The sequence below is a fragment of the Bacteroides faecichinchillae JCM 17102 genome (assembly GCF_000614145.1).
GTDB classification, from domain to species: domain Bacteria; phylum Bacteroidota; class Bacteroidia; order Bacteroidales; family Bacteroidaceae; genus Bacteroides; species Bacteroides faecichinchillae.
Genome location: NZ_BAKK01000054.1, coordinates 1 through 22,241 on the forward strand (window position 1 = coordinate 1; position 22,241 = coordinate 22,241).

General features: G+C 37.2%; 16 protein-coding genes, 1 tRNA gene and 2 pseudogenes. 10 read left to right on the forward strand and 9 right to left on the reverse strand.

Annotated elements, in window-relative coordinates; translation table 11 throughout:
• Positions 1-371 precede the first annotated feature (371 nt).
• A complete protein-coding gene (nfo, locus tag JCM17102_RS18365) occupies positions 372-1,211 on the reverse strand; it encodes a deoxyribonuclease IV (RefSeq protein WP_033887088.1) in 840 nt (279 codons plus the stop codon).
• 634 nt (positions 1,212-1,845) lie between these two features.
• Positions 1,846-3,216, reverse strand: a complete 1,371-nt coding sequence (locus JCM17102_RS18370; RefSeq protein ID WP_025076220.1) for a TrpB-like pyridoxal phosphate-dependent enzyme — start codon at positions 3,214-3,216, stop codon at positions 1,846-1,848.
• A 132-nt stretch (positions 3,217-3,348) separates the two neighbouring features.
• On the opposite strand from JCM17102_RS18370, the gene JCM17102_RS18375 reads away from it, so the two are divergent.
• The 5 genes from JCM17102_RS18375 (at position 3,349) to JCM17102_RS18400 (ending at position 7,779) form a co-directional block, all read left to right on the forward strand.
• Positions 3,349-5,178: a TrkH family potassium uptake protein gene (locus tag JCM17102_RS18375; RefSeq protein WP_025076221.1), complete on the forward strand. Its 1,830-nt coding sequence runs from the start codon at positions 3,349-3,351 to the stop codon at positions 5,176-5,178.
• 4 nt (positions 5,179-5,182) lie between these two features.
• Positions 5,183-5,869 carry a potassium channel family protein gene (locus tag JCM17102_RS18380; RefSeq protein ID WP_025076222.1) on the forward strand — a complete coding sequence of 229 codons (687 nt, stop codon included), beginning with the start codon at positions 5,183-5,185 and terminating at the stop codon, positions 5,867-5,869.
• 144 nt (positions 5,870-6,013) lie between these two features.
• Positions 6,014-6,568: a DUF4738 domain-containing protein gene (locus JCM17102_RS18390; protein WP_025076223.1), complete on the forward strand. Its 555-nt coding sequence runs from the start codon at positions 6,014-6,016 to the stop codon at positions 6,566-6,568.
• Between the two features lie 221 nt (positions 6,569-6,789).
• Positions 6,790-7,233: a PepSY-like domain-containing protein gene (locus JCM17102_RS18395; protein WP_025076224.1), complete on the forward strand. Its 444-nt coding sequence runs from the start codon at positions 6,790-6,792 to the stop codon at positions 7,231-7,233.
• 33 nt (positions 7,234-7,266) lie between these two features.
• Positions 7,267-7,779, forward strand: a complete 513-nt coding sequence (locus JCM17102_RS18400; RefSeq protein ID WP_025076225.1) for a PepSY-like domain-containing protein — start codon at positions 7,267-7,269, stop codon at positions 7,777-7,779.
• A 151-nt stretch (positions 7,780-7,930) separates the two neighbouring features.
• On the opposite strand, the pseudogene JCM17102_RS28385 reads toward JCM17102_RS18400, so the two are convergent.
• A pseudogene (locus tag JCM17102_RS28385) lies at positions 7,931-9,138 on the reverse strand (hexokinase family protein).
• Positions 9,139-9,340: 202 nt separating this feature from the next.
• Between JCM17102_RS28385 and JCM17102_RS18410 the strand changes: the two are divergent.
• From JCM17102_RS18410 to JCM17102_RS18420, 3 genes are all read left to right on the forward strand, one after another.
• Complete coding sequence (locus tag JCM17102_RS18410) at positions 9,341-10,237, forward strand: Rpn family recombination-promoting nuclease/putative transposase (protein ID WP_025076226.1); 897 nt, start codon at positions 9,341-9,343, stop codon at positions 10,235-10,237.
• A gap of 405 nt (positions 10,238-10,642) precedes the next feature.
• A complete protein-coding gene (locus tag JCM17102_RS18415) occupies positions 10,643-11,521 on the forward strand; it encodes a pirin family protein (RefSeq protein ID WP_025076227.1) in 879 nt (292 codons plus the stop codon).
• A gap of 144 nt (positions 11,522-11,665) precedes the next feature.
• Positions 11,666-12,760, forward strand: a complete 1,095-nt coding sequence (locus JCM17102_RS18420) for an MAC/perforin domain-containing protein (protein ID WP_025076228.1) — start codon at positions 11,666-11,668, stop codon at positions 12,758-12,760.
• 72 nt (positions 12,761-12,832) lie between these two features.
• Here JCM17102_RS18420 and JCM17102_RS18425 read toward each other — a convergent pair whose 3' ends face one another.
• From JCM17102_RS18425 to JCM17102_RS18435, 3 genes are all read right to left on the reverse strand, one after another.
• Positions 12,833-14,041: an L-serine ammonia-lyase gene (locus tag JCM17102_RS18425; RefSeq protein WP_025076229.1), complete on the reverse strand. Its 1,209-nt coding sequence runs from the start codon at positions 14,039-14,041 to the stop codon at positions 12,833-12,835.
• Between the two features lie 15 nt (positions 14,042-14,056).
• Positions 14,057-15,109 carry a magnesium/cobalt transporter CorA gene (gene corA, locus JCM17102_RS18430; protein WP_025076230.1) on the reverse strand — a complete coding sequence of 351 codons (1,053 nt, stop codon included), beginning with the start codon at positions 15,107-15,109 and terminating at the stop codon, positions 14,057-14,059.
• A gap of 87 nt (positions 15,110-15,196) precedes the next feature.
• Positions 15,197-17,692: an endonuclease MutS2 gene (locus JCM17102_RS18435; RefSeq protein WP_025076231.1), complete on the reverse strand. Its 2,496-nt coding sequence runs from the start codon at positions 17,690-17,692 to the stop codon at positions 15,197-15,199.
• 133 nt (positions 17,693-17,825) lie between these two features.
• On the opposite strand from JCM17102_RS18435, the gene JCM17102_RS18440 reads away from it, so the two are divergent.
• Both JCM17102_RS18440 and JCM17102_RS18445 read left to right on the forward strand, forming a co-directional pair.
• Positions 17,826-17,910, forward strand: a tRNA-Ser gene (locus tag JCM17102_RS18440).
• A gap of 101 nt (positions 17,911-18,011) precedes the next feature.
• Positions 18,012-18,380 carry a hypothetical protein gene (locus JCM17102_RS18445; protein WP_139262197.1) on the forward strand — a complete coding sequence of 123 codons (369 nt, stop codon included), beginning with the start codon at positions 18,012-18,014 and terminating at the stop codon, positions 18,378-18,380.
• 201 nt (positions 18,381-18,581) lie between these two features.
• Here the strand turns inward: JCM17102_RS18445 and JCM17102_RS18450 are convergent, their stop codons facing one another.
• The 3 genes and pseudogenes from JCM17102_RS18450 to JCM17102_RS28390 all read right to left on the reverse strand — a co-directional run bounded on the left by JCM17102_RS18450 (position 18,582) and on the right by JCM17102_RS28390 (position 22,180).
• Entirely contained in the window at positions 18,582-19,172 is a 591-nt protein-coding gene (locus JCM17102_RS18450; RefSeq protein WP_025076233.1) for a DUF2135 domain-containing protein, read from the reverse strand.
• 24 nt (positions 19,173-19,196) lie between these two features.
• Positions 19,197-20,639, reverse strand: a complete 1,443-nt coding sequence (locus tag JCM17102_RS18455; RefSeq protein WP_025076234.1) for a phospholipase D-like domain-containing protein — start codon at positions 20,637-20,639, stop codon at positions 19,197-19,199.
• A gap of 138 nt (positions 20,640-20,777) precedes the next feature.
• Positions 20,778-22,180 (reverse strand): annotated as a pseudogene (locus tag JCM17102_RS28390) (coiled-coil domain-containing protein).
• Between the last annotated feature and the right edge of the window lie 61 nt (positions 22,181-22,241).

Consider the following 22,241-nt stretch of genomic DNA (forward strand, 5'->3'; position numbering starts at 1 on the left):
GTTTCCGGCTTATTTTCAGTTGTTTATAGTTTGCTTTTTAAATGTTTTTGTAGTCGTGTTCAGTAAATATCTTATTTACATGTACTCTATCCTGTAGCGATACTTCTAATTGAAATCTTCTGAAACCACGATAAACAAAGCATTTCGAAGAACGAACTTTATCTTTTTTGCTACCTCTAATGATAACGATATACAAATATAAACATTTTTTGAGATGTTGTCAATCTGTGTGTATGTTTAGAAACATAGTATGGTGATTTTTTTGAAATCAAAAAGGATATCATAATGAATATGAAACAACAAAAGGTAGTATTAATACTTGTCTTATGTTGGTGAATATGCCTGATGGCAAAGATAATACAGAGAAGCGTTTATTCAACGCTTCTCAACCATGCTATTTCTTCCTTCCATTTTGTCTCGTTCGGTGTTTCGAGTATAAGCGGCATATTGTCGAATCTCGGATCTTTCATCAGTTTCTCGAAGAATGTTTTACCAATCAGCCCTTCGCCAATGCTGTCATGACGGTCTACACGCGTACCTAATCCTTTTTTTGAATCGTTCAGGTGCATACCACGAAGATAATTGAAACCTACTTCTTTATCAAACTCATCGAAAACTTTATCATAATCGGTCAAAAAGTCATATCCAGCGGTAAATGTGTGGCAAGTATCCAGACAGACTCCGACACGACTTTTATCCTCCACCTGGTCAATGATATACTTTAATTGCCAAAATTCATTTCCTAAATTACTACCTTGACCGGCTGTGTTTTCAATTACAGCAGTTACCCCCTTGGTTTTTGCCAATGCCAAATTGATACTTTCCGCGATACGTGACAGGCAGTCTTCTACAGAGATCTTTTTAAGATTACTCCCGGGATGGAAGTTGAGTAATTTCAACCCGAGTTGTTCGCAACGTTGCATCTCATCTAGGAATGCTGCACGACTTTTCTCTAACCCTTCTTCTTCGGGATGTCCCAGATTGATGAGGTAACTGTCGTGTGGAAGGATATACTCCGGTTGGAAACCGTATTTCTCACAATTTTCCTTGAAAAGTCGGATACTTTCCTCGGTTAAAGGCTTACTCACCCATTGACGCTGGTTTTTTGTGAATAAGGCAAAAGCATTTGCTCCTATCTCATGTGCATTGATCGGGGCGAATTCCACACCGCCGGACGCGCTTACATGCGCTCCTATTTTTTTATTTCCCATCATTTTTTTATCAATTAAGTTGGAGTTATCATAGTAACAAATTTCGTGCCGATTGATTGTTTCGTGATTGATTACTTCTTCTTCCACAGGCTATTAATAAATATGTTTCTCTCTATTAAGACCAAACTTCCTTTTCTTTAATAGTAAACCTTTTCTTATTATAGAATAATCTATAAACGCAAGTTCCGTTTATATAAACGGAACTTTTGATTATATAAACGGAACTTGCATTTATACAACCAAAACTTATGTTTATAGTTTATATCAAATAGAAAAAAACTTTTCTATTAAAGAGGAGGAAATTTGGTCTTAATAGAGAGGAATTTATCTATTAATACTTTAGCAGTCAAGTAATATAGTTAATAGATTAGGGACAATATCTATTTTGAGTAATGGTGATAGGTGATAGATCGGGTGATAGGTTCATAAAGCAACCTATCACCTCTGAATTGCCGTTAAACAGGCTGATTCGGAAGGATGGTGATAGGTTGATAGAGAAAATGATGTTTTTTGTTAGGAGGGGATAGAATAAAGGAAAATAAATGGAAATTAACTTCAGGATTCTTGAATATAAAATGACCTCTATTACAAATTGTAGTAGAGGCCATTCTTTTAAGCTCTGAAAGAGAGTCTTTTATTTGGCTAGATCACCTATCTCATCAAGATTCTGCTGAATATCTTCATCTGTAAGAGAATAGTTTATCAGATCTCCGGCAAGATACTTGTCGTATGATGCCATGTCAATCAGTCCATGACCGGATAAGTTGAACAGGATTACTTTTTCTTCACCTTTTTCTTTGCAAGCATTTGCTTCACGAATAGCAGCAGCAATAGCATGGCAAGATTCCGGAGCAGGAATAATGCCTTCCACTTGTGCAAACAGGCAACCGGCTTCGAATGATTCCAATTGTTGAATATCAACTGCTTCCATCAATTTGTCTTTTAATAATTGAGAAACAATGACGCCTGCGCCATGATAACGAAGACCACCGGCATGAATATGTGCCGGAGCAAAATTATGTCCTAAAGTGAACATCGGAAGTAGTGGAGTATATCCGGCTTCATCACCAAAATCGTATTGGAATTTACCTCTTGTCAGCTTAGGGCAGGAAGCGGGTTCGGCAGCAACGAAACGGGTTTTCTTACCATCCAATATATTATGACGCATGAATGGGAAGGAGATTCCTCCGAAATTGGATCCACCTCCGAAACATCCGATCACTACATCCGGATATTCGCCGGCCATTTCCATCTGTTTCTCAGCTTCCAGACCAATAATGGTTTGATGCAGTGTGACGTGGCTGAGTACGGATCCAAGTGTATATTTACAGTTTGGAGTTTGTTGAGCCAATTCAATAGCTTCTGAGATAGCAGTTCCTAATGACCCTTGGTAGTTAGGATGGGCAGTCAGAATATTTTTTCCGGCACGTGTAGACATCGATGGGGAAGGAGTAACTTGGGCTCCGAATGTCTGCATGATACTACGGCGATATGGTTTTTGTTCATAACTGATTTTAACCTGGTAAACAGCAGCTTCCAAGCCAAACACTTTTGCAGCATATGAAAGGGCTGCTCCCCATTGTCCGGCACCCGTCTCTGTGGTAATATTGGTTACACCTTCTTTTTTGCAATAATAAGCTTGTGCTAATGCTGAATTCAATTTATGAGAACCAATCGGGCTAACACTCTCATTTTTAAAATAAATATGTGCAGGAGTTCCCAATGCTTTTTCCAGACCGTAAGCACGTACAAGTGGAGTGCTACGATAATATTTATACATTTCACGTACTTCTTCTGGGATTTCAATCCATGCATCAGTCTGGTTCAACTCTTGACGACACAACTCCTCTGCGAAGATAGGATACATGTCTTCAGCTTTTAGCGGTTGTTTAGTTGCAGGATGCAATGGTGGCATGGGTTTGTTTATCATGTCAGCCTGAATATTATACCAATAATGTGGAATTTCCTCTTCCGGCAGGATGTACCTCTTTTTTTTATCACTCATAATATTGTGGTTTTTTAGTTTTCCGTTGCCAAATGTAGATAAAATTTTTAAGATGTAGATAATTATGTCAACAAAGAATCGGTTTTGTTTGTTATTTTAGTTAAGTTTGCACGACATAGAAAATAAAATGATATGAAGATTTATCATAAGTTTTTATTATATCAGAACAAATTGCTGAAACCTTATATACGTTTTCTGTTAGGGTTGATAGAAGCATTGACATATTTGGCGTCACTTTTGCTGATAGCCGGAGTTGTTTATGAACATGGTTTTCCACTTTCAATCGGAGAAGTACAGCAGATTCAAGTTCTCTATAAGATTGTCTGGGTTGTATTCTTGGTAGATGTAACTTTACATATTTTATTAGAATATAGAGACACAAGGAAGAAGTTCCGAAGGTTGGCGTGGGTTATGAGTTGGTTGCTATATCTGACTTTGATTCCGGTCATCTTTCATCGCCCCGAAGAAGAAGGGGCAATTCTGCAATTCTGGCAATTTCTGGATGGAAAGTTTTATCACCTGGTATTATTATTGATTTTTTCTTTTTTGAATTTATCCAATGGGTTAGTTCGCTTACTAGGACGGCGTACAAATCCTTCTTTGATTCTGGCTGTCAGTTTTTTGGCAATCATTTTGGTGGGTACAGGGCTGCTAATGCTTCCTCGCTGTACAGTAAATGGTATTACTTGGGTAGATTCTTTATTTACGGCTACTAGTGCAGTATGTGTGACAGGACTTGTTCCGGTAGATGTATCATCTACGTTTACTCCGGGAGGGTTTGTGGTCATTATTCTTCTTATCCAAGTTGGAGGATTGGGTGTAATGACACTGACAAGTTTCTTTGCCATGTTCTTTATGGGGAATACTTCTTTGTATAATCAGCTTGTAGTGCGCGATATGGTTAGCTCTAACTCAATAGGTTCTTTGCTATCTACTTTATTATATATCTTAGGATTTACGTTGGTCATTGAAGGAGTAGGGATGATATCCATCTGGTTTAGTATTCATGGTACATTGGGAATGGATTTTCAGGAAGAATTAGCTTTCTCTGCTTTTCACTCGATTTCTGCTTTCTGTAATGCCGGCTTTTCTACTTTACCGGGTAATCTGGGTAATCCGATGTTGATGACGAATCATAATTGGCTATATATTTCCGTTTCATTCTTGATTATTTTGGGAGGAATCGGTTTCCCGATTCTGGTTAATTTTAAAGATATCATTATTTATCACTTAGGCCGTTTTTGGTATTTCCTGAAAACGCGTAAGTTAGCAAGATATAAGATGCATCATCTTTATGATCTTAACACAAAGATTGTTTTGATTATGACGTTCTTGTTACTTGTGTTCGGTACATTGGCTATTGCATTTTTTGAATGGAACGGTTCTTTTGCAGGGATGTCTGTTGCAGATAAATGGACACAAGCCTTTTTTAATGCATCTTGTCCGCGAACGGCAGGATTTAACAGTGTCGATTTAGCTACGTTGAGCGTACAGTCTTTGTTGGTTTATCTGGCTTTGATGTGGGTCGGAGGTGGAGCTCAATCTACTGCCGGTGGTGTGAAAGTGAATGCTTTTGCTGTGGTCGTATTAAATCTGGTTGCTGTTATAAAGGGATCGGAACGTGTAGAAGTATTTGGTCGGGAACTATCTTATGATTCTATCCGTCGTTCTAATGCAACAGTGGTTATGTCGTTAGGAGTTTTGTTTCTCTTTATATTTATTTTAAGTATACTTGAACCGGGAACTTCGGTGATGGCATTAACTTTTGAATGTGTATCCGCTCTTAGCACCGTTGGGTCCAGCTTGAATTTGACTCCTACTTTATGTGATGCAAGTAAGTTATTGGTAGCTTTGTTAATGTTTATCGGTCGTGTAGGGCTAATAACATTAATGTTGGGAATTATCAAACAGAAAAAAAATACAAAATATCGTTATCCGAGTGATAACATTATAATAAACTAAAGGTATGAAATACATTATTATTGGTTTAGGAAACTATGGTCATGTGTTAGCTGAAGAATTGTCGGCATTGGGACATGAAGTTATTGGTGCAGATATTAGTGAAAGTCGGGTAGATTCAATAAAGGATAAGATTGCTACAGCTTTTATCATTGATGCTACGGATGAACAGGCATTGTCTGTACTTCCATTGAATAGTGTGGACATTGTTATCGTTGCAATTGGAGAAAATTTTGGAGCTTCCATACGTGTGGTAGCATTACTGAAACAGAAAAAAGTACCTCATATATATGCTCGTGCCATAGATGCCGTACATCGGTCAGTGCTTGAAGCTTTTAGTTTGGAGAAAATCCTTACTCCGGAAGAGGACGCTGCACGTAGCTTGGTGCAAGTACTCGATTTTGGAGCCAATATGGAAGCTTTTCGTATAGATCCGGAATATTATGTTGTTAAATTCACAGTTCCGGAAAAGTTTGTGGGATATTTTGTGAATGAATTGAATCTGGATGAGGAATTTCATTTGAAACTGATCGGGTTGAAACGTGCGGATAAAGTAACCAATTGTTTAGGTGTTTCTTTGATGGAGCTTCATGTGAAAAATGAACTTCCGGCAGACGAGAAGGTACATGAAGGCGATGAATTAGTCTGCTACGGTAAATATCGCGATTTTCAGGCTTTCTGGAAAGCTATCTGATGAATGATACTTATATAATGTTTTGTGTATTTCAGAATCATTCTGTTTTCTTGATTACAAAAGAAGGAAAAAGTAAGTTATACTTGTAAATCTCCCCTTCTTTTTGTTCCTTTGCCTTATAAATTATAAATAGATAATTTGAAGATGAAAAAGTTTATTTATCTGCTTATGCTACCAATGTTTGTTGCGTTGGTTGCTTGCGGTGGTAAGAGTGGAAATGCGGATAAAAGTTCAAATATGGCGTTGCAGGATAGTGTGGATGTCCATGGAATACAGCGTATGCAGACTTCTAAAATAGAAGTCGATATCAAGTATAAGGATAAAGACTATCGTTCTTATGTTTATCGTACTCCTGATGAAAGTTTACCTCATGTAAAGAATGAAATGGGAGATACGTACGTTGATAATAAAATTTTGGTACGTTTGACACGCGGAGGTACAACTGTATTTGATAAGGCATTTACGAAAAATGATTTTTCTTCTATAGTAGATGCAGATTTTTTATCAAAATCAATGCTTGAGGGGATTGTATATGATAAGACCACCCCGCAAGGTTTTGTTTATGCGGCAAGTGTATGTTATCCGCAAACAGATTACTATATTCCACTTTCTATTACAATAACTGCTGATGGTAAAATGACCGTTGAAAAGGTGGATTTACTAGAAGAAGATTATAGTGAAGAAATACCCAAGAATTAGCCCTTTTAATAACTTAAGATTAAGAACTGCTTGTTGATGTAATATGCAAATTGCTATCTAGTTAGGCATTCGGATTCTTATATTTAGGTCTTTAATGACGAAAGTTAAAGAAACCAAAAAAGAATATTTCCCCTTATTATTCCCAAATCTTTCTAGAATCTGTATCGTTATTTGCAGTATAAACCATTTTGGTATAGTATTAACACTAAAAAATAACGATTATGAAGAAAATTTTATCTTTGCTTGTATTGGCTATTGTAGCTATACAGTTTTCATTTGCCGGTGATGTGATAACAAAAGACATGAATCAGTTGCCACTTCCAGCACGAAATTTTATTAATCAACATTTTACTAAGCCTCAGGTAGCACATATTAAGATTGATAAAGATATGTTGGAGGCTACAAAATATGAAGTATTGTTGATGGATGGTACTGAAATTGATTTCGATAGTAAAGGGAATTGGGAAGAAGTAAGTGTGAAGAAAGGAAAGCTTCCTGTAAGTGTAGTACCTGCATTTGTTACTAATTATTTGAAAGCACACAATTTTGCTAACGAAGGTGTGCAGAAAGTAGAGCGTGACCGTAAGGGATATGAAATAGAATTGTCTACGGGCGTGTCTTTTAAGTTTGATAAGAAAGGAAAGTTCGTGAAAGCGGACGATTAAGCAAATACGATAACCTAAACCGAGGATGGAATTATGTTGAGATTTAAATATAGCACATGGGCGATAGTATGTATGCTGGTTGCCTTTTCATTCAGTGCGTGTAGTGACGATGATGAGAATGATGATACGCTCGTACCACCTTCCAATATTGTGGAAGCTTTAAAGCAATTATATCCGAGTGCTCAGAATATAGAATGGGAAATGAAAGGCGTTTATTATGTAGCTGACTGTTGGTTGAGTGGTGACGAGTTAGATGTCTGGTTTGATGCAAATGCCAATTGGCTTATGACGGAAGTTGAATTAGATGACATTAACCAATTAGTACCCGCAGTCTATACGGCTTTTATGAATTCTAGCTATAATTCCTGGGTAGTGACAGATGTGTATGTATTGACGTTCCCACAAAGTCCGATGGAATCTGTTGTTCAGGTAAAACAAGGAGAGCAACGCCATGCATTGTACTTTACTCAAGATGGTGGACTGATTCATGATAAGGATATTAGTAATGGGGATGATACCAATTGGCCTCCGGCTCTGCCTGGATAGTAATAAAAGTATATTGTATTGTTTGTATTATAATACTTTAAAATGTAAATTGCGAAACAAATAAAAAGTCCGAGCTTTTTCAGGTTCGGACTTTAAAATAAATAATGGAGAAATAGTCTTTGAGGAAGTCTTAAGCAGGATGTTACCCTAATCAAGCAAGAGCTGCAAAACCGGTTCCTATTAGATTTGCGTTATTCATATTGTTGATATGCACTTCTATGTCCTTCAATCCAAATTCATCGAGAAGCTCCTGTAGTTTTTCCATTACAAGAATATTATAATTTTTATCTTTCCTATTTTCACTCCAAAAGAGACTACCTTCGGCAACTAGACAAATCTTTCGTGTATTTTCATTATATGATTTCAACAATAGGATCAGACCTGCAAGTGAGGCTGCAACTAATTGTGCAGACCTATTATAAATCCAATGTGCTACTTGTACATATACTTCTTTATGGATATCCGGATAATTCATGATAGCAGTCAGCTTTTGTGCATCGAATTTCTCTTCGAATTCATCCAAAGGAAACGTTGCTTTCAGAATATCTCCCAGATACATGCCGGACACCGCTTTTTCAAAACGTTGTTTTCCTAAATTACCGAAAATTGTATCGACTGTATCATCTACTGTAGTTAGGAATGGAGGGTGAAAATTACCTGATTCTAAGTTTACTGGAATCAGCCCTTGTACATTGTATGCCGGTTTTAGTTTCTTAATCTTTTCAGCCGGAATAAAAGTCGCCATATTTGTGCCTGTACCGACTATTAAGCGATATAAGCGTCATAGCTTCTATCGGTAAGACCGGCAAATAAACTGGCTATGGTATCATTCAGTACTTTAATACCTGTAAATTTGATTTTATTTTTTTTATTCAGATAATCGAGAAGGGGTTTACCTATAAATTGTCCGATCATCTCTTGAATGTCTACTCCTTTTGTCCATCGTAATAATTTAGCATCTCCTCCAAGTACAGATTTGGTAGGGTAAGAAAAACAATAACCAATAGGCATTTCTTCTTCACGCTTTATTCCTACAATCATATCGCTCAACTCTCTGAACAGTTCCTCACGTGTAAATCCCGGTGATTTCATAACCGACATATCCTTTTTCCAACCATTGTTTGGGTGAATGGTTGGTGTTCCTTTACCGAAATCAACAATTGCTACTCTGTAGTTAGTTCCTCCTAAGTCAAGAACCAGCGCTTTACCATTGATACCTTTGGCCTTAGGGGTGATAAACGTAGGAATACATTGTATTTCCATATTATCAGCATTTAATCCCTCTTCAACTTTTTCCCGGAATGAATGAGCAATCGTTTTGAGCTGATCATTATCCAACATAAAAATGTTTTTCTCCATGTGATTGATTATTTAATGTATAGTTTATCCTTATTGATGAATAACAATCAAGAATCAGAATTTGCTCAAACTGGTGCAAAAATGAACTAATCTATTGCTCTGTTATCAGTTGTTCAAATTGTTATAATGAATATTAGGCATTTAGCCTTTTTTGTCTGCGAAAGAAATTGTAACTTTGCCATAACTAAAAAAAGAAAGTGATATGGAACAAACGGACAAATATATTCGTTTCGACTGGGCCATCAAAAGATTGCTTCGTCAGAAGGCTAATTTCGATGTATTAGAAGGTTTCCTCACCGTGCTTTTAGGCGAAGCGGTGAAAATCATCGAAATACTGGAAAGTGAAAGTAACCAGCAAATGGCTGATGATAAATTCAATCGTGTAGATATCAAAGCCAAAAATGATAAGGATGAAATCATTATCATTGAAGTTCAGAACACACGCGAGCTTTACTATCTTGAGCGTATTCTCTATGGAGTGGCAAAAGCCATCACCGAACATATCTCGCTTGGTGCACGCTATTATGAAGTGAAAAAGATTTATTCAATCAGCATCTTATACTTTGATATTGGCAAAGGGGATGATTATTTGTACCATGGTCAGAACAACTTCATCGGAGTACACACGAGCGACCGCCTTGAAGTGACTACCAAAGAGAAAGATGCACTGGTGCATAAACTCCCTGCCGAAGTTTTTCCCGAGTATTTCCTCATCCGGGTGAATGAGTTCAATAAAGTAGCTGTTACTCCTCTGGAAGAGTGGGTAGAATATCTGAAAACAGGTTGTATCCGTTCTGATACTAAAGCTCCGGGACTAAAAGAAGCTCGTGAGAAACTTATATATTATAATATGTCAAAGGTGGAACGGCAAGCTTATGATGAACACTTGAGTGCTATCATGATTCAAAATGATGTATTGGACGGAGCGAAACTGGAAGGACGTGCAGAAGGACGTGCAGAAGGACGTGCAGAAGGACGTGTTGAAGGACGTGTTGAAGGGGTTCTGGAGGTTGCTCGTAATATGAAAAAGTTGGGGCTTTCCACTGATATTATCATACAAAGTACTCAATTATCAGAAACAGAGATCGAGAGTTTATAAAGTAATATCAATTTAGTAGAATATCCTTTTTTCTATTCCTTATTAATGAGAAATAGAAAAAGGATATTCTTAATTTATAGAACTTGTATATTCATTTATTCCCTTCCAGGAGTTTGGATTCATAACGGTGTAATAATGAATTAGATGTGGAATACTCTTTTCTGTTAATTAACGCACACTATAAATCAACATAACCCCTCATTCTTCAAATGATGTTAATCATTGAATTAGCCCTCACAAAACCTGTTTTAACAAGTTCTTAATATAAAGAATAAATATCCACATAATAAAGCAGAATCTTTGATTGGATTTTACTTGTATAAACGTTCTATTAAAACAAAACTATTCGTCTGTGTGTTAATAGTCTCTTCAAATAGTTACTAATAGTAAGAAAGGACGTTTATTATGGCACAAAAAAATGTAGAATTTGTGATGACACCGGGTGAAGTACATTGGGTAGGAGATGGATTCAGAGTACATAATTTCATTCCCAGTCGCTTCCATTTGGAGAGAGAACGCATGGATCCATTTATCCTGTTGGACTATAATTCAGAGTATGAGTTTGCACCAGCTCCTAAACCTATGGGTGTGGGAGTGCATCCGCACAGAGGTTTTGAAACTGTTACTATTGCCTATAAAGGTAAAGTAGAACATCATGATAGCTATGGAGGAGGGGGGATTATTGGTGAGGGAGATGTGCAATGGATGACTGCTGCCAGCGGAGTACTTCATAAAGAATTCCATGAGAAAGAATGGAGTGAACAAGGTGGATTATTTCAAATGGTACAACTTTGGATAAATCTTCCGGCAAGGTTTAAGATGGGACATCCACGTTATCAGGCTATTCATAATTCCGAAATGGTAAAAGTGGAGCTACCGGGAAATGCTGGTTTCGTAGAAGTAGTAGCCGGAGAATATGAAGGGAAAAAAGGACCTGCGAGTACATTTAGTCCGGTAAATCTAATGAATGCCCGGTTGAATAAGGGAGGAAAGGCGGAATTTATTTTTCCGGCAAATTATAATACTGCACTATTGGTAATTAAGGGAGGTATCTTTATTAATAAGAATGAAGAAGCTCCTGTAGATCATTTTGTTCTTTTCGAGAATAGGGGAGAAAGCTTTGAGATTGAAGCGATCGAAGAGGCTGTGGTGCTTGTGATGAGTGGAGAACCTCTGAATGAACCAATTGTTGCGCATGGACCTTTTGTGATGAATACTAAGCGTGAAATTATACAAGCTTTTGATGATTTTAATCAGGGAAAGTTTGGGTACCTAAAAGATTAATTTCTTATAAAATCCTGTCTGAAAGAAATAGATAGAATAAAGTAGGTGAAAGAAAAAATCGGCTTTACCTGCATTATCTATTCACTTTTATTATTCTAATTGATTTTATATATTATCTTTGTGAATCAATCAAAACTAGACGCTATGAATACAAAAAAGTATCTTTGGGTAATAAGTCTGGCATTCGGGTTATACTCTTGTGAAAAATCGGATACTATCATTGGAACCGGAGATGAACATGAGACAGAACAATTTGTAATTGAGGACAAAGATCCCGCCGAAGCCTATTATAGGGAATATATAGGAAGTATTAATGAAGAATGTAATGCACTCGGATATGGATATGATGTAACAGGCGAATATCTGTCTTCACAATCTATAAGGAAACAAGTATTGAATATTGCAGGTTATAAAGAAATCAAGCCTGAACGGATAATTAAGGGAACTACTTCTTATGGTCATGCTACATACTACTATGGAAGTACTTTTTCTGATTATTTAAAAGATATAATGAGCAGTTCGAAGGTAACAGATAGCTTTAGTCATGAGGATGAAACCAGTACACTAAATACATATTTATATTTTATCGGAAATTTTGCCAATCACCAATATCTCCAGAGTAAGTATTCCCATTCCGATCAGTACTCTTTTGCAAGTATGGAGATCCTGCAACATAGCAAGCATATTCATATAAACGATCAAGTTAGCAGCATGTTGGAATTCTTATCTAAAGACTTTCTGGAAGATTTAGATAAGTATCCGGCTGATAAGGTAGTAGAAAAGTATGGGACTCATGTGCTAATGGATATTAGTCTTGGTGGACGATATAAATTAATATATAGATCAGCAATAGAGGAGGAAGAGTATTTCACAAATAAGGAGTATATTGTAAAACATGAGTTCAATACACTTTTATCCAAGATTGGTTTTTTGGCGCCATCAAGCAACATACAGACTGATGAAGAATTCAATCTAAATAAGTCAAACAAAGATCTATATGTACAATTATATCTAGAGGATGGAATCATGTCTTTTAAGTATGATTTGGAGGATGGTATACCTACATACAAAGATATCCAAGAATGGGGAGATGAAACACTGGGCGTAGAGACACAGCTTACCCGAATAAATTGGAAAGAAAGCTATCCTCTTTATGAATTTATATCTGACCCAGTGAAGAAAAATGATATAAAGTCTGCGGTAGAATCCTATATAAGGATGTCTAGAGACAAACTATAGATCACCATTGGGATTATCAACCAACAAGTAATGTTTCTACAAAAGATATTGTCTAACTAATTGAATAACAGATTACATTTGTTGATAGTCTTTAGCTAAACCTCCTTCACTTGTTTCTTTGTAGAGTGAAGGCAGATCATGGCCGGTCTGTTTCATGACTTGTACTACTTTGTCGAACGATACGCGGTGCATTCCATCAGTAAAAGCAGAGTAAAGATTTGCGTCTAATGCCCGGGCAGCAGCATAAGCATTTCGTTCGATACAAGGAATCTGTACTAAACCGCATACAGGATCGCATGTCATTCCTAAATGATGTTCCAGCCCCATTTCTGCTGCATACTCGATTTGTGCCGGACTTCCTCCAAATAACTGATTGGCGGCTGCGGAAGCCATTGCACAGGCAACACCGACTTCTCCCTGACAACCGACTTCGGCACCAGAGATAGAAGCATTGAATTTGACGATATTCCCAATCAGTCCTGCGGTAGCAAGTGCACGTAGAATACGCATATCACTGAATTCGCGACTTTTCTGCAAATGATAAAGTACAGCCGGCATTACACCGCAAGAACCACAAGTAGGAGCTGTCACTATTTTGCCTCCGGAAGCATTTTCCTCGCTGACTGCTAAAGCATAGGCGAATACAAGACCTCGTGATTGAAGGGATTGTTTGAATCCGGTAGCACGTATATAATAGGTTGAGGCTTTTCTCCGTAAGTTCAGTGGCCCGGGCAATACTCCTTCTGCTTCTAGGCCACGGTGAATGGCATCTTTCATGGTGTTCCATACTTCTGCCAAATAATCCCAAATATCTTCGTCCTCACATTCCTTTACATATTCCCAATAACTTTTTCCGGTACGTTCACACCAACCTAATATTTCAGTCATATTGTTCATATCGTAAACTTCGGGGCTTTCAATAGTCGGACTGTTATTATTCTCAGCTAATGCACCCCCTCCGATGCTATAAACTGTCCAACTCTCCAGCGTTTTGTTTTGGGAATCTATTGCAGAAAAGGTCATTCCATTGGGATGGAATGGCAAAAAGACTTTTGGTTGCCAAATAATTTCTACGGGAGCAGTGGGCTGTAGTGTATCTATAATAGCTACATCTGTCATGTGTCCTTTTCCGGTGGCAGCTAGACTTCCGTAGAGTGTTACTTTAAAAGACGTTGCGTTCGGATGATGTTCCAAGAACATTTCAGCTGCTTTACGAGGTCCCATAGTATGGCTACTGGAAGGACCCGTCCCTATTCTATATAGTTCTTTGATTGATTTCATATATAAAGTGCATAATTAATACCATTTCTTTTTTCGAAAGTACAAATATACGGCAATACCGATAATAAACATAAGACACCAGGCAAATAAATATCCGTATCGCCAATCGAGTTCAGGCATCCATTTGTAGTTCATTCCCCAAACTCCCACTAAAAAGGTAAGAGGAATGAAAATAGTAGATACCACAGTCAGACGTTTCATGATATCATTCATGCGTAGGTCGTTATTCGAGATGTAAAGATCGACTAATGAAGACAATGTTTCCCGACAGATTTCAATGGTTTGCAGTACGAATTGCAAGTGGTCGTTTACATCATTATAAAAAGCGCGGTTTATTTTATGAATGAGTAAATTATCTGCCCTTAAGAGTTTTACATATTGTGCCTTTAGTGGAAGAATCACTTTTTTCATCAACATATATTGTCGCCGAAGAGATTGTATCTGAATACCAATGTCGTCTCCATTTGTGATGGTTAACAGCTCTTCTTCTAAATCTTCCAAAGAATCGTCGATAGAGGAAATAGTGTAAATGTAGTTACCCATAACGCTGTTTAATAGGACACTGAGTAGGTAGTCACTTTGGCGACTACGTATTTTTAATACATCATTGCGCAAAGCAGAACTGACATCATCAAAAAAATCTGTTTCTTTTTCAAGAAAAGTGAGCACATAATTATTTCCTAAAACGAGGCAAACTTGTTGTTGAAGTAGTCCGTCCAATTCGTTTTCATCTTTATGTTCATTGGGGTAAAACAGCTTAGCAATTAGAACAATATGCTTTTCATATTCTTCTATTTTGGTCGGATGATTTGCATTCAATATATCTTGCAGGACGAGGAAATCTATTTCGAAATGACTGCATATCTCACGGATTGTTTCTGTATTTTTCATTCCATGTACTTGTAGCCAGTTTATTTTCTCGTTATCTAATGTATTTTTGACAGATTGAAAAGTGTCACCGGAAACTTCTTGCATTTCAGTGGCATTATACGTACAGAGATGAATATGGGTAGGGGTAACGCTATCTCCAGTATAAATAAGCTTTTCGCTTAACAGGTTATTCTTCATGCTTTATTCTCGTTTTAGAAAACCACAAACAAAAGTAGTGGTTTTCTAAATGAGAACAAGTAATTTATAGGATTTGTTTACAAATAATTATTCGAAATCGACAACAGTAATTCCTGCTCCTCCGAATTGGACGTGTTCGTCTGCATAATGACGTACTCCTGGTACGGTGGATAAATATTGGCGGATAAGTGTACGAAGGATTCCCGTTCCTGTTCCATGAAGAATACGAACACGACCCATGCCTACTAATATCGCATCGTCAATAAAATAGGTGACAGCTTGTAAAGCTTCATCTCCTCTCATTCCACGAACATCGATATCTTGCTTGAAACTGAGTTTCTTTTCATACATTTGATCATGTGTTTGTGTACTGACAAATGTACTTTTGGCAATTCCTTCTGTTGGCGGAGCAGCCTTGGAACGTTCTAATCGGTCTGATTTTACAGTGGTCTTTATACTTCCAAAAGCGACGACTGCATTTTTGCCGTTGATTTCCATTACCTGTCCGATACTGGTTTGACCTTTGATTTTTACATTCTCGCCGACTGTGATAGGAACTATTTTAGGAGTTACAGGTGAAGAAGAAACTGTTTTAGGATCATTTTTCTTATTTTTCTTTCGCTCCTGTTTTTCCTTTAGCTTTTTCATCTTCTGTGCAATCTTTTCTTCCTGCTCTTTAGAAGAGAACGAGTCTAGAGAAGTACGGAAATCCGTTAGTTCCTGACGTACCAGACGAGTCTTTTCTTTTTCAGCCTGTGCTTCTTTTATTATACGGATCGTATTTTCAATACGGGCATTTGATTCCTGCAGCAGCCGTTCAGCTTCTTCTTTTGCTTGACGGATAATCTCTTTACGTGATTTTTGCAATTCTTCCATTTCTGTCTGATAACGGGCAATCGTTTCTTCCATGTGCTTTTCCCGTTGGCGTATTGTCTGGCGTTTGCCTTCCCAATAACGTTTATCGCGTACGATATCCTGCAGATATTTATCCGCATTAATATATTCGCTTCCCACAATCTCTGAAGCATCTGCAATGACATCTTCCGGCAAACCGATTTTTCGGGCAATTTCAACAGCGAAAGAACTTCCTGGATTTCCGATTTGCAGTTGGAATAAAGCTTGCATTAAATGGCGGTCATATAACATTGCCCCGTTGACTACTCCTTCATGGTCTTCGGCGAAATGTTTCAGATTCTGATAATGAGTAGTAATTACACCGAATGTTCCTTTCTGATTAAAACGTTTGAGTACAGCTTCTGCAATGGCCCCTCCGATTTGCGGCTCAGTACCTCCTCCGAATTCATCGATTAGAATCAGACTACGTTCGTTGCAACTTTTCATCATGATTTTCATATTGGTCAGATGCGAGGAGTAAGTACTCAGGTCATCTTCGATAGACTGCTCGTCACCAATATCAATAAAAATGCTGCTAAACATCCCTGTGTGACTACGTTCGTGCATTGGAATCAGCATTCCGCATTGGAGCATATACTGTAATAATCCAACCGTTTTCAAACATACGGATTTACCTCCGGCATTCGGACCGGAAATGATAAGGATACGTTGTTTCTGATTGAGTTCTATATCCAGAGGAACTACCTTTTTACCATGTTTGGCTAATGAAATTTGTAGTAATGGATGTACAGCCATTGTCCAATCCAGTAATTGTTCATTCTCTAATGCAGGTTTTAAACCATTGGTTTGTATTGCAAAATGGCTTTTAGCACGAATGAAATCAATTTCTGCCAGGAATTCATACGATTGAAGAATTTCCGGAATGGAAGGGCGTAGTATGTTGGAGAACTCAATCAAAATACGAATGATTTCACGTCGTTCATCTCCTTCTAGTTCACGAATACGATTATTGGCTTCTACTACTTCAGCCGGTTCAATAAATACAGTCTTTCCACTGGCAGACTCGTCATGTACGATTCCCTTGATTTTTCGTTTAAGTCCGGGTGCTACAGGGATTACCAAACGCCCGTCACGCATTGTGGGAGTTACGTCTTTATCTACATAGCCTTCGGATTGCGCACTGCGAAGGATACTGTTCAGCGAACGTGAAATACTTCCCATTGTACTAGCAAGTTCTCTACGAATACGTGCCAACTCAGTGGAAGCATTATCTTTAATTTTGCCGTATTTATTAAGAATACCGTCTATCTTTCCGATAAGTTGTGGGAATACAGCGATATCTCCTGCTAGCTTTTTCAGGCTAGGATAGGGGCAATCATTTTCTTCTTCATCATTTCGTTGTAAAAAGCGCACAATATCCCTGATCGTTTCTAATGAACGGCGAAGATCAAACAATTCTTGTTCGTCTAAATACATACCTTCTATCCGTACCCGTTTTAGTGAAGGTCGGACATCGAAAAAAAACTGATCCGGAAATCCGTCTTCTTCCTGAATGATGCGCACAAATTCAGTTACCTGATTTAACTTCTCTTCTACTTCATCGTATTGATCAGAAAAAGTCATTTCTGACACTCGCTCTTCGCCTAAAGTGCTGAGACACTTCTCTTTCAATAGTTGTCTTATTTGGTCGAATCCTATCTTTTGCTCAAAATTCTGAGGATATATCATATTTTTCTTACTTGTAATAGGCTGCAAAAATACGATTAATTCGCGAAAAAAATATCAGAATGTTTGCAGATTTAAAAATGATTCGTACCTTTGCACCGCTTTCAACGGAACGTACTTCTGATAAAAGAGTTTTGGAGAGGTGGCAGAGTGGTCGATTGCGGCGGTCTTGAAAACCGTTGTACTGCGAGGTACCCGGGGTTCGAATCCCTGTCTCTCCGCAATAAATGTTGAAAATCAGCGAGTTACAGAGTATACACCCAATTTTACACCCAAAAATGTAAAATTGGGTGTTTTTAATATCTTTTAAATGATAACACAAATGAAAGCAGTAAGTAATATTATTAGTTTTTTGTCCATGTTATTTATGTTGTGGTTTCCTTTGCAATTATTAGCTCAGGAACCTGAATATAAAAAGTGGGATAATCATGATGTAAAAGGTGTATATATAGAAGTTGAAGATGAGGATGATGCTGATATTGAAGAAAATGGTAGATACTTTCAAAAATATCGCCGTTTGAGTAGTGATATATATGAAGTAGAAGTGTCAGAAAAAGTTTCTAGTAAATTATGGAAAATTAAAGGCACTAAATTTTTTATGTTTTTTCGATATAATCCATATCTTTATAAGTACGATGAGGGAATTTTAGATTGGGGTGGATATGATGGTACTTTTTATAAGAAACCATAGTCAGAATAAAAGATGTAAGAGATACTCGCTAGTGAGGATGTTTAAAATATAACCAAAAAGTACTGCTTACCAATAATGGTATAGTAGTACTTTTTGTTTTTTTGAGAGGGGATTGCTCATGAAAACAGAATCCTGATAAAGGAAGAACTTATAATCGGATTCCGTTCTCATTTACATAAAATCGTAGACAATGTTATGGGGTTATAGATACTCAATGCCATTATCTGAGTAGTTAAACTCCACGATTGAAACATTTTCTTTAGGGGAAGAAATTTCTTTAGTAAATACCTTAGATATTCCCTTGTCTGGATAAATTGTTACTGTAAAAGGTATGGCTGACAATGAACTTCTTTTGCTGTATAATACTACCATAACTTTATATTTTCCTATAGGAGCTGTACCTTCCCAATATATATTTTCAACAGGGGAGACCGTATAAGGAGAACCAGCATTGGCATCTACATCAAGTCTTCCTATTACTCCTTGACACGTTTGAGTTTTTTGGCTATAATAAATCTCTTGACTACTTGGGTCAAAAACATGTAGATCAAGATCGTCAGTAGTTGCCCATTTAAGAGTTATTTTCAAACCTCCACGACCACCGATGCTTTCAATAGTTGAAGTTTTGCCAATAATAGCAATTTCTGAATTGATATTTTGAATTTGACTATTGACTGTAGCTATTTCTGCTTCAGCAGCTTTTTGATTATTGTTGATTTCTTCAATTTGAGTATTTAATTCAGTTTTCTTTTTGAATTTTTCTTTTTTGAATTTCGATTCTTTGCTCTTCATCTTGAGCAGAAAATAATTGTTGCTTTATCTCCTGCCTAAAACTTTCTCTTTGTTGTTCAACAACAGTTCTTTGAATACGAAGATTTGATACTTGTTCACTAATATTAATTCGTTGATTTTGAAGTTTTTCACGGTTTTGCATACGTTCTGTAATTGCAGATTGAGTTGCAACTTGGTCAATATCTTGATGGATTGTTGCGAATTGTCAATTGTGGACTCAAATTCTGAAATTGCTCGTATGACATTATCATTCTCTGGAGATAATGTCTTTGCTTTTCTAAGGGTGTCTTTTTTATCTCCAATGTTTCTTTTGGCTCTTAACACAAGCTCTTCACTAATATATTGTTTAAATGAACTTCTATCATATTGAGGTCTGTCAGGTACTGTATCAGGCATTTTATCGACCAACCTATATTGTTCAGTTAAAGAATTAAATACATTAACAAAATAAGAAGTTACTTCTGGCAAATCTTCTATAACTACAACATCTTCTTTATTTATTTCTTCAGCGTAGAATGTCCAATTGTATGAACCTGTCATAATGGTTTTGTCGTCTATTATGCAGAACTTATAGTGTAGCAGCTCAGGATATTCAACGAGATGCAATTTTAAGCCGGATTTAATTAGTTCATCAAAGTTTAAACAATAGCCACCATTATTAATTAAATCATTATTTGTTACAAGCGTAATATGAATCCCCCTATTTAAAGCAGACTTAACACAATTGAACAAGTCAAAATTGGTAAACCAAGCCACAGCAATTTTTATATTGTTAGTCGCATTGTTGATTTTTGTAATAATATACTCTGCAATATTCTCAAATAAAGGTACAACAGAACCAACGCGTACTTTTATTTCTTTTGTTATCTCTTTAATTTCAGGCTCTGGAAGTGAAATACCTAGTTTCTCAAGAATCTGTTGACGCTCAGTATCGTTCCCATTTTTCCAAAGGTTAGATATAGTAGTATTTGTGGTAAATGGTAATAAATTTTCCTTCCATAATTGCATACCATATTTCCCAGTGCATTTATAGAAAATTTCTTTATATAAAGAAGGTCGTATTCGAAGCTCTTTATTTGCTACTATGAGTTGTTTGGCAAGACTAAATTTGAAATCATTGTCTATTATATCACCAAGTAAATTGAACATAGTATCAAATACAGAGGAATTGAAAGATTCGTCATTAGGAGAAAAAGAAATAGAAATAGAAACACTATTATCTTCTTGTTTTGCATCTAACGCATGCAAATTTGCAGAATATACAGGTTTTCCTTCAATTGTCTTAATGCAAATCAGAGGTATAGTATTTCCAGTCTTTAATGCGCTAAAGATTTTAGCCTTATTATTAAAAGGGTCACTAGTTAAGGGTAGAAAACCCTGAATGGATGATACAATTTCCTGCACAACAAACGTTTTTGTTTCTTTTATATAAGAAATAACTTTACATATGCTTTTATCACCTTTCATGTTTTGTTGGTTTTAAATATATTAAAGTTTCCCACCTTTAATTTTAAAGGAAGGAAATGACAAACTTTCGTATTTTATTGTTTTTGCAAAAATTATAAAAAATGCGGACTTTTCCCACTATAGTCTGTACTTTTTCGCTTATATTCTGAATCCTTTACTCTTTTGGGATTCTTCTATTGGTTTATGCAAATTATGTTTTGGTTTATTAAACTGTTTCTTAAACCATTCTCCGATTGGTTGCCTGTTTATGGTCAGTTCCAATTTATTCTCATCAACCGAATTTTTCTCAACCTTAAAAATGTCATTCTTGATGTCAAACTTACGTCTGTGTTCTTCGGAATAAATCCTACCATTGCATCTGATAGCTTCCTTTTTTGTCAAAAGACTGTTTATCATATCTTTGGTAAATCCGATGGCATAACATAGTCTTTCCATTCTCAACATTTCTTTGAGTAATGGAAACCAGTTGAATGCCTTTTCAAGAATGGTGTTCAATCGGGATATTTCCTTGTCTTTGGCTTCAAGCTCTTGATTATGTATTCCTTGCAGGTTACGAATCTGCTTGCCGTGCTGTTCCTGCATTTGTTGCATCTTAACTTTTAATTCATCAATGCCCTTGTCACGTTTGGCAATTTCATGACGTAAATTCTCGTTAGATTGTTCCAAATCTTTCAATTTACCGCTGCCGAAAAGAGAACCGACACCGCTGGTTATGGCAGCGGCTACATCGGTGGCTGCACTTTTGAGCTTGTCGGTGCGTATCTCTGCTTTTACCTGTCTTAGTTCCTGTTCAGCAAGGCTTACTTGTTGTTCCTTGTGTCGCTTGGTTTCCTCTATACGTTGCAGTTCGGTTTTCTGCTTCTCAATGATGAAGTCATTTCGTTCCAGATGCTCTTTACCTGTAACAGCTTTTGCCTGCCCACGTTCCATCAGGAGAATATCGGAAGCAAGGGTCTGCATGGTTGCCATATCCTCGTCATTGAGCTTTCGACTCTTTCCGGTTTCATGGTTCATCCATCGAATACGACATGAGCATGATAATTTGGTTTGAACCATCTGTTACCGACTTGGAAGCTCTCTTTGTCTTCCGCTTCCGGCTGACCGTTCAGCCAATGCCCTTCGTCTTTGTGCAGGAAAATTTGTAGTGGAGTGATGCCCCAGCGTCTTTGACACTCTTCACCGAATTTGCGTACATCAGCCAGCGTGGTGTCCGGTCTGATGAGCAATACTCCTTCACGGATGGGTGAACATCCCGCCACCTTGATAATCTTTCCATTCTTTCCCTTGCGTTCCCTTTCCTTTTCCTGCATGGCACGTCCGGTCTTTTCCTTGACCATTTGCTTGATATTGTCATAATGAGTTCGCAGTTCGGGAGTGCCGAAGTCGGGATTTATCCACTGTTCGTTATCGGTGGAAAGTTCGGGAACGACATAGATTCTGGATTCCCCGATATTACGCATATACTCGGCAGTCCTTCGGTTGTGCGCCTCGCTCGATGCGATGTTGCAAGGCTTGATATGTATGCTTGATTTTGTTGCCATAGCTTCTTCCTTTGTTTGTAATTGATTATTTTGCTCGCTTTCGCAGAGGGGTTCTTAGGGG

Bases quoted from the DNA above. Each gene is read 5' to 3' on its own strand.
- JCM17102_RS18375 (WP_025076221.1), top strand. From the start codon at position 3,349: ATGAAGATTTATCATAAGTTTTTATTATATCAGAACAAATTGCTGAAA.
- JCM17102_RS18400 (WP_025076225.1), top strand. From the start codon at position 7,267: ATGTTGAGATTTAAATATAGCACATGGGCGATAGTATGTATGCTGGTT.
- JCM17102_RS18425 (WP_025076229.1), bottom strand. From the start codon at position 14,041: ATGAAATCAATCAAAGAACTATATAGAATAGGGACGGGTCCTTCCAGT.
- JCM17102_RS18415 (WP_025076227.1), top strand. From the start codon at position 10,643: ATGGCACAAAAAAATGTAGAATTTGTGATGACACCGGGTGAAGTACAT.
- JCM17102_RS18420 (WP_025076228.1), top strand. From the start codon at position 11,666: ATGAATACAAAAAAGTATCTTTGGGTAATAAGTCTGGCATTCGGGTTA.
- JCM17102_RS18445 (WP_139262197.1), top strand. From the start codon at position 18,012: ATGAAAGCAGTAAGTAATATTATTAGTTTTTTGTCCATGTTATTTATG.
- JCM17102_RS18435 (WP_025076231.1), bottom strand. From the start codon at position 17,692: ATGATATATCCTCAGAATTTTGAGCAAAAGATAGGATTCGACCAAATA.
- JCM17102_RS18370 (WP_025076220.1), bottom strand. From the start codon at position 3,216: ATGAGTGATAAAAAAAAGAGGTACATCCTGCCGGAAGAGGAAATTCCA.
- JCM17102_RS18380 (WP_025076222.1), top strand. From the start codon at position 5,183: ATGAAATACATTATTATTGGTTTAGGAAACTATGGTCATGTGTTAGCT.
- JCM17102_RS18395 (WP_025076224.1), top strand. From the start codon at position 6,790: ATGAAGAAAATTTTATCTTTGCTTGTATTGGCTATTGTAGCTATACAG.
- nfo (WP_033887088.1), bottom strand. From the start codon at position 1,211: ATGGGAAATAAAAAAATAGGAGCGCATGTAAGCGCGTCCGGCGGTGTG.
- JCM17102_RS18450 (WP_025076233.1), bottom strand. From the start codon at position 19,172: ATGAAGAGCAAAGAATCGAAATTCAAAAAAGAAAAATTCAAAAAGAAA.
- JCM17102_RS18410 (WP_025076226.1), top strand. From the start codon at position 9,341: ATGGAACAAACGGACAAATATATTCGTTTCGACTGGGCCATCAAAAGA.
- corA (WP_025076230.1), bottom strand. From the start codon at position 15,109: ATGAAGAATAACCTGTTAAGCGAAAAGCTTATTTATACTGGAGATAGC.
- JCM17102_RS18390 (WP_025076223.1), top strand. From the start codon at position 6,014: ATGAAAAAGTTTATTTATCTGCTTATGCTACCAATGTTTGTTGCGTTG.
- JCM17102_RS18455 (WP_025076234.1), bottom strand. From the start codon at position 20,639: ATGAAAGGTGATAAAAGCATATGTAAAGTTATTTCTTATATAAAAGAA.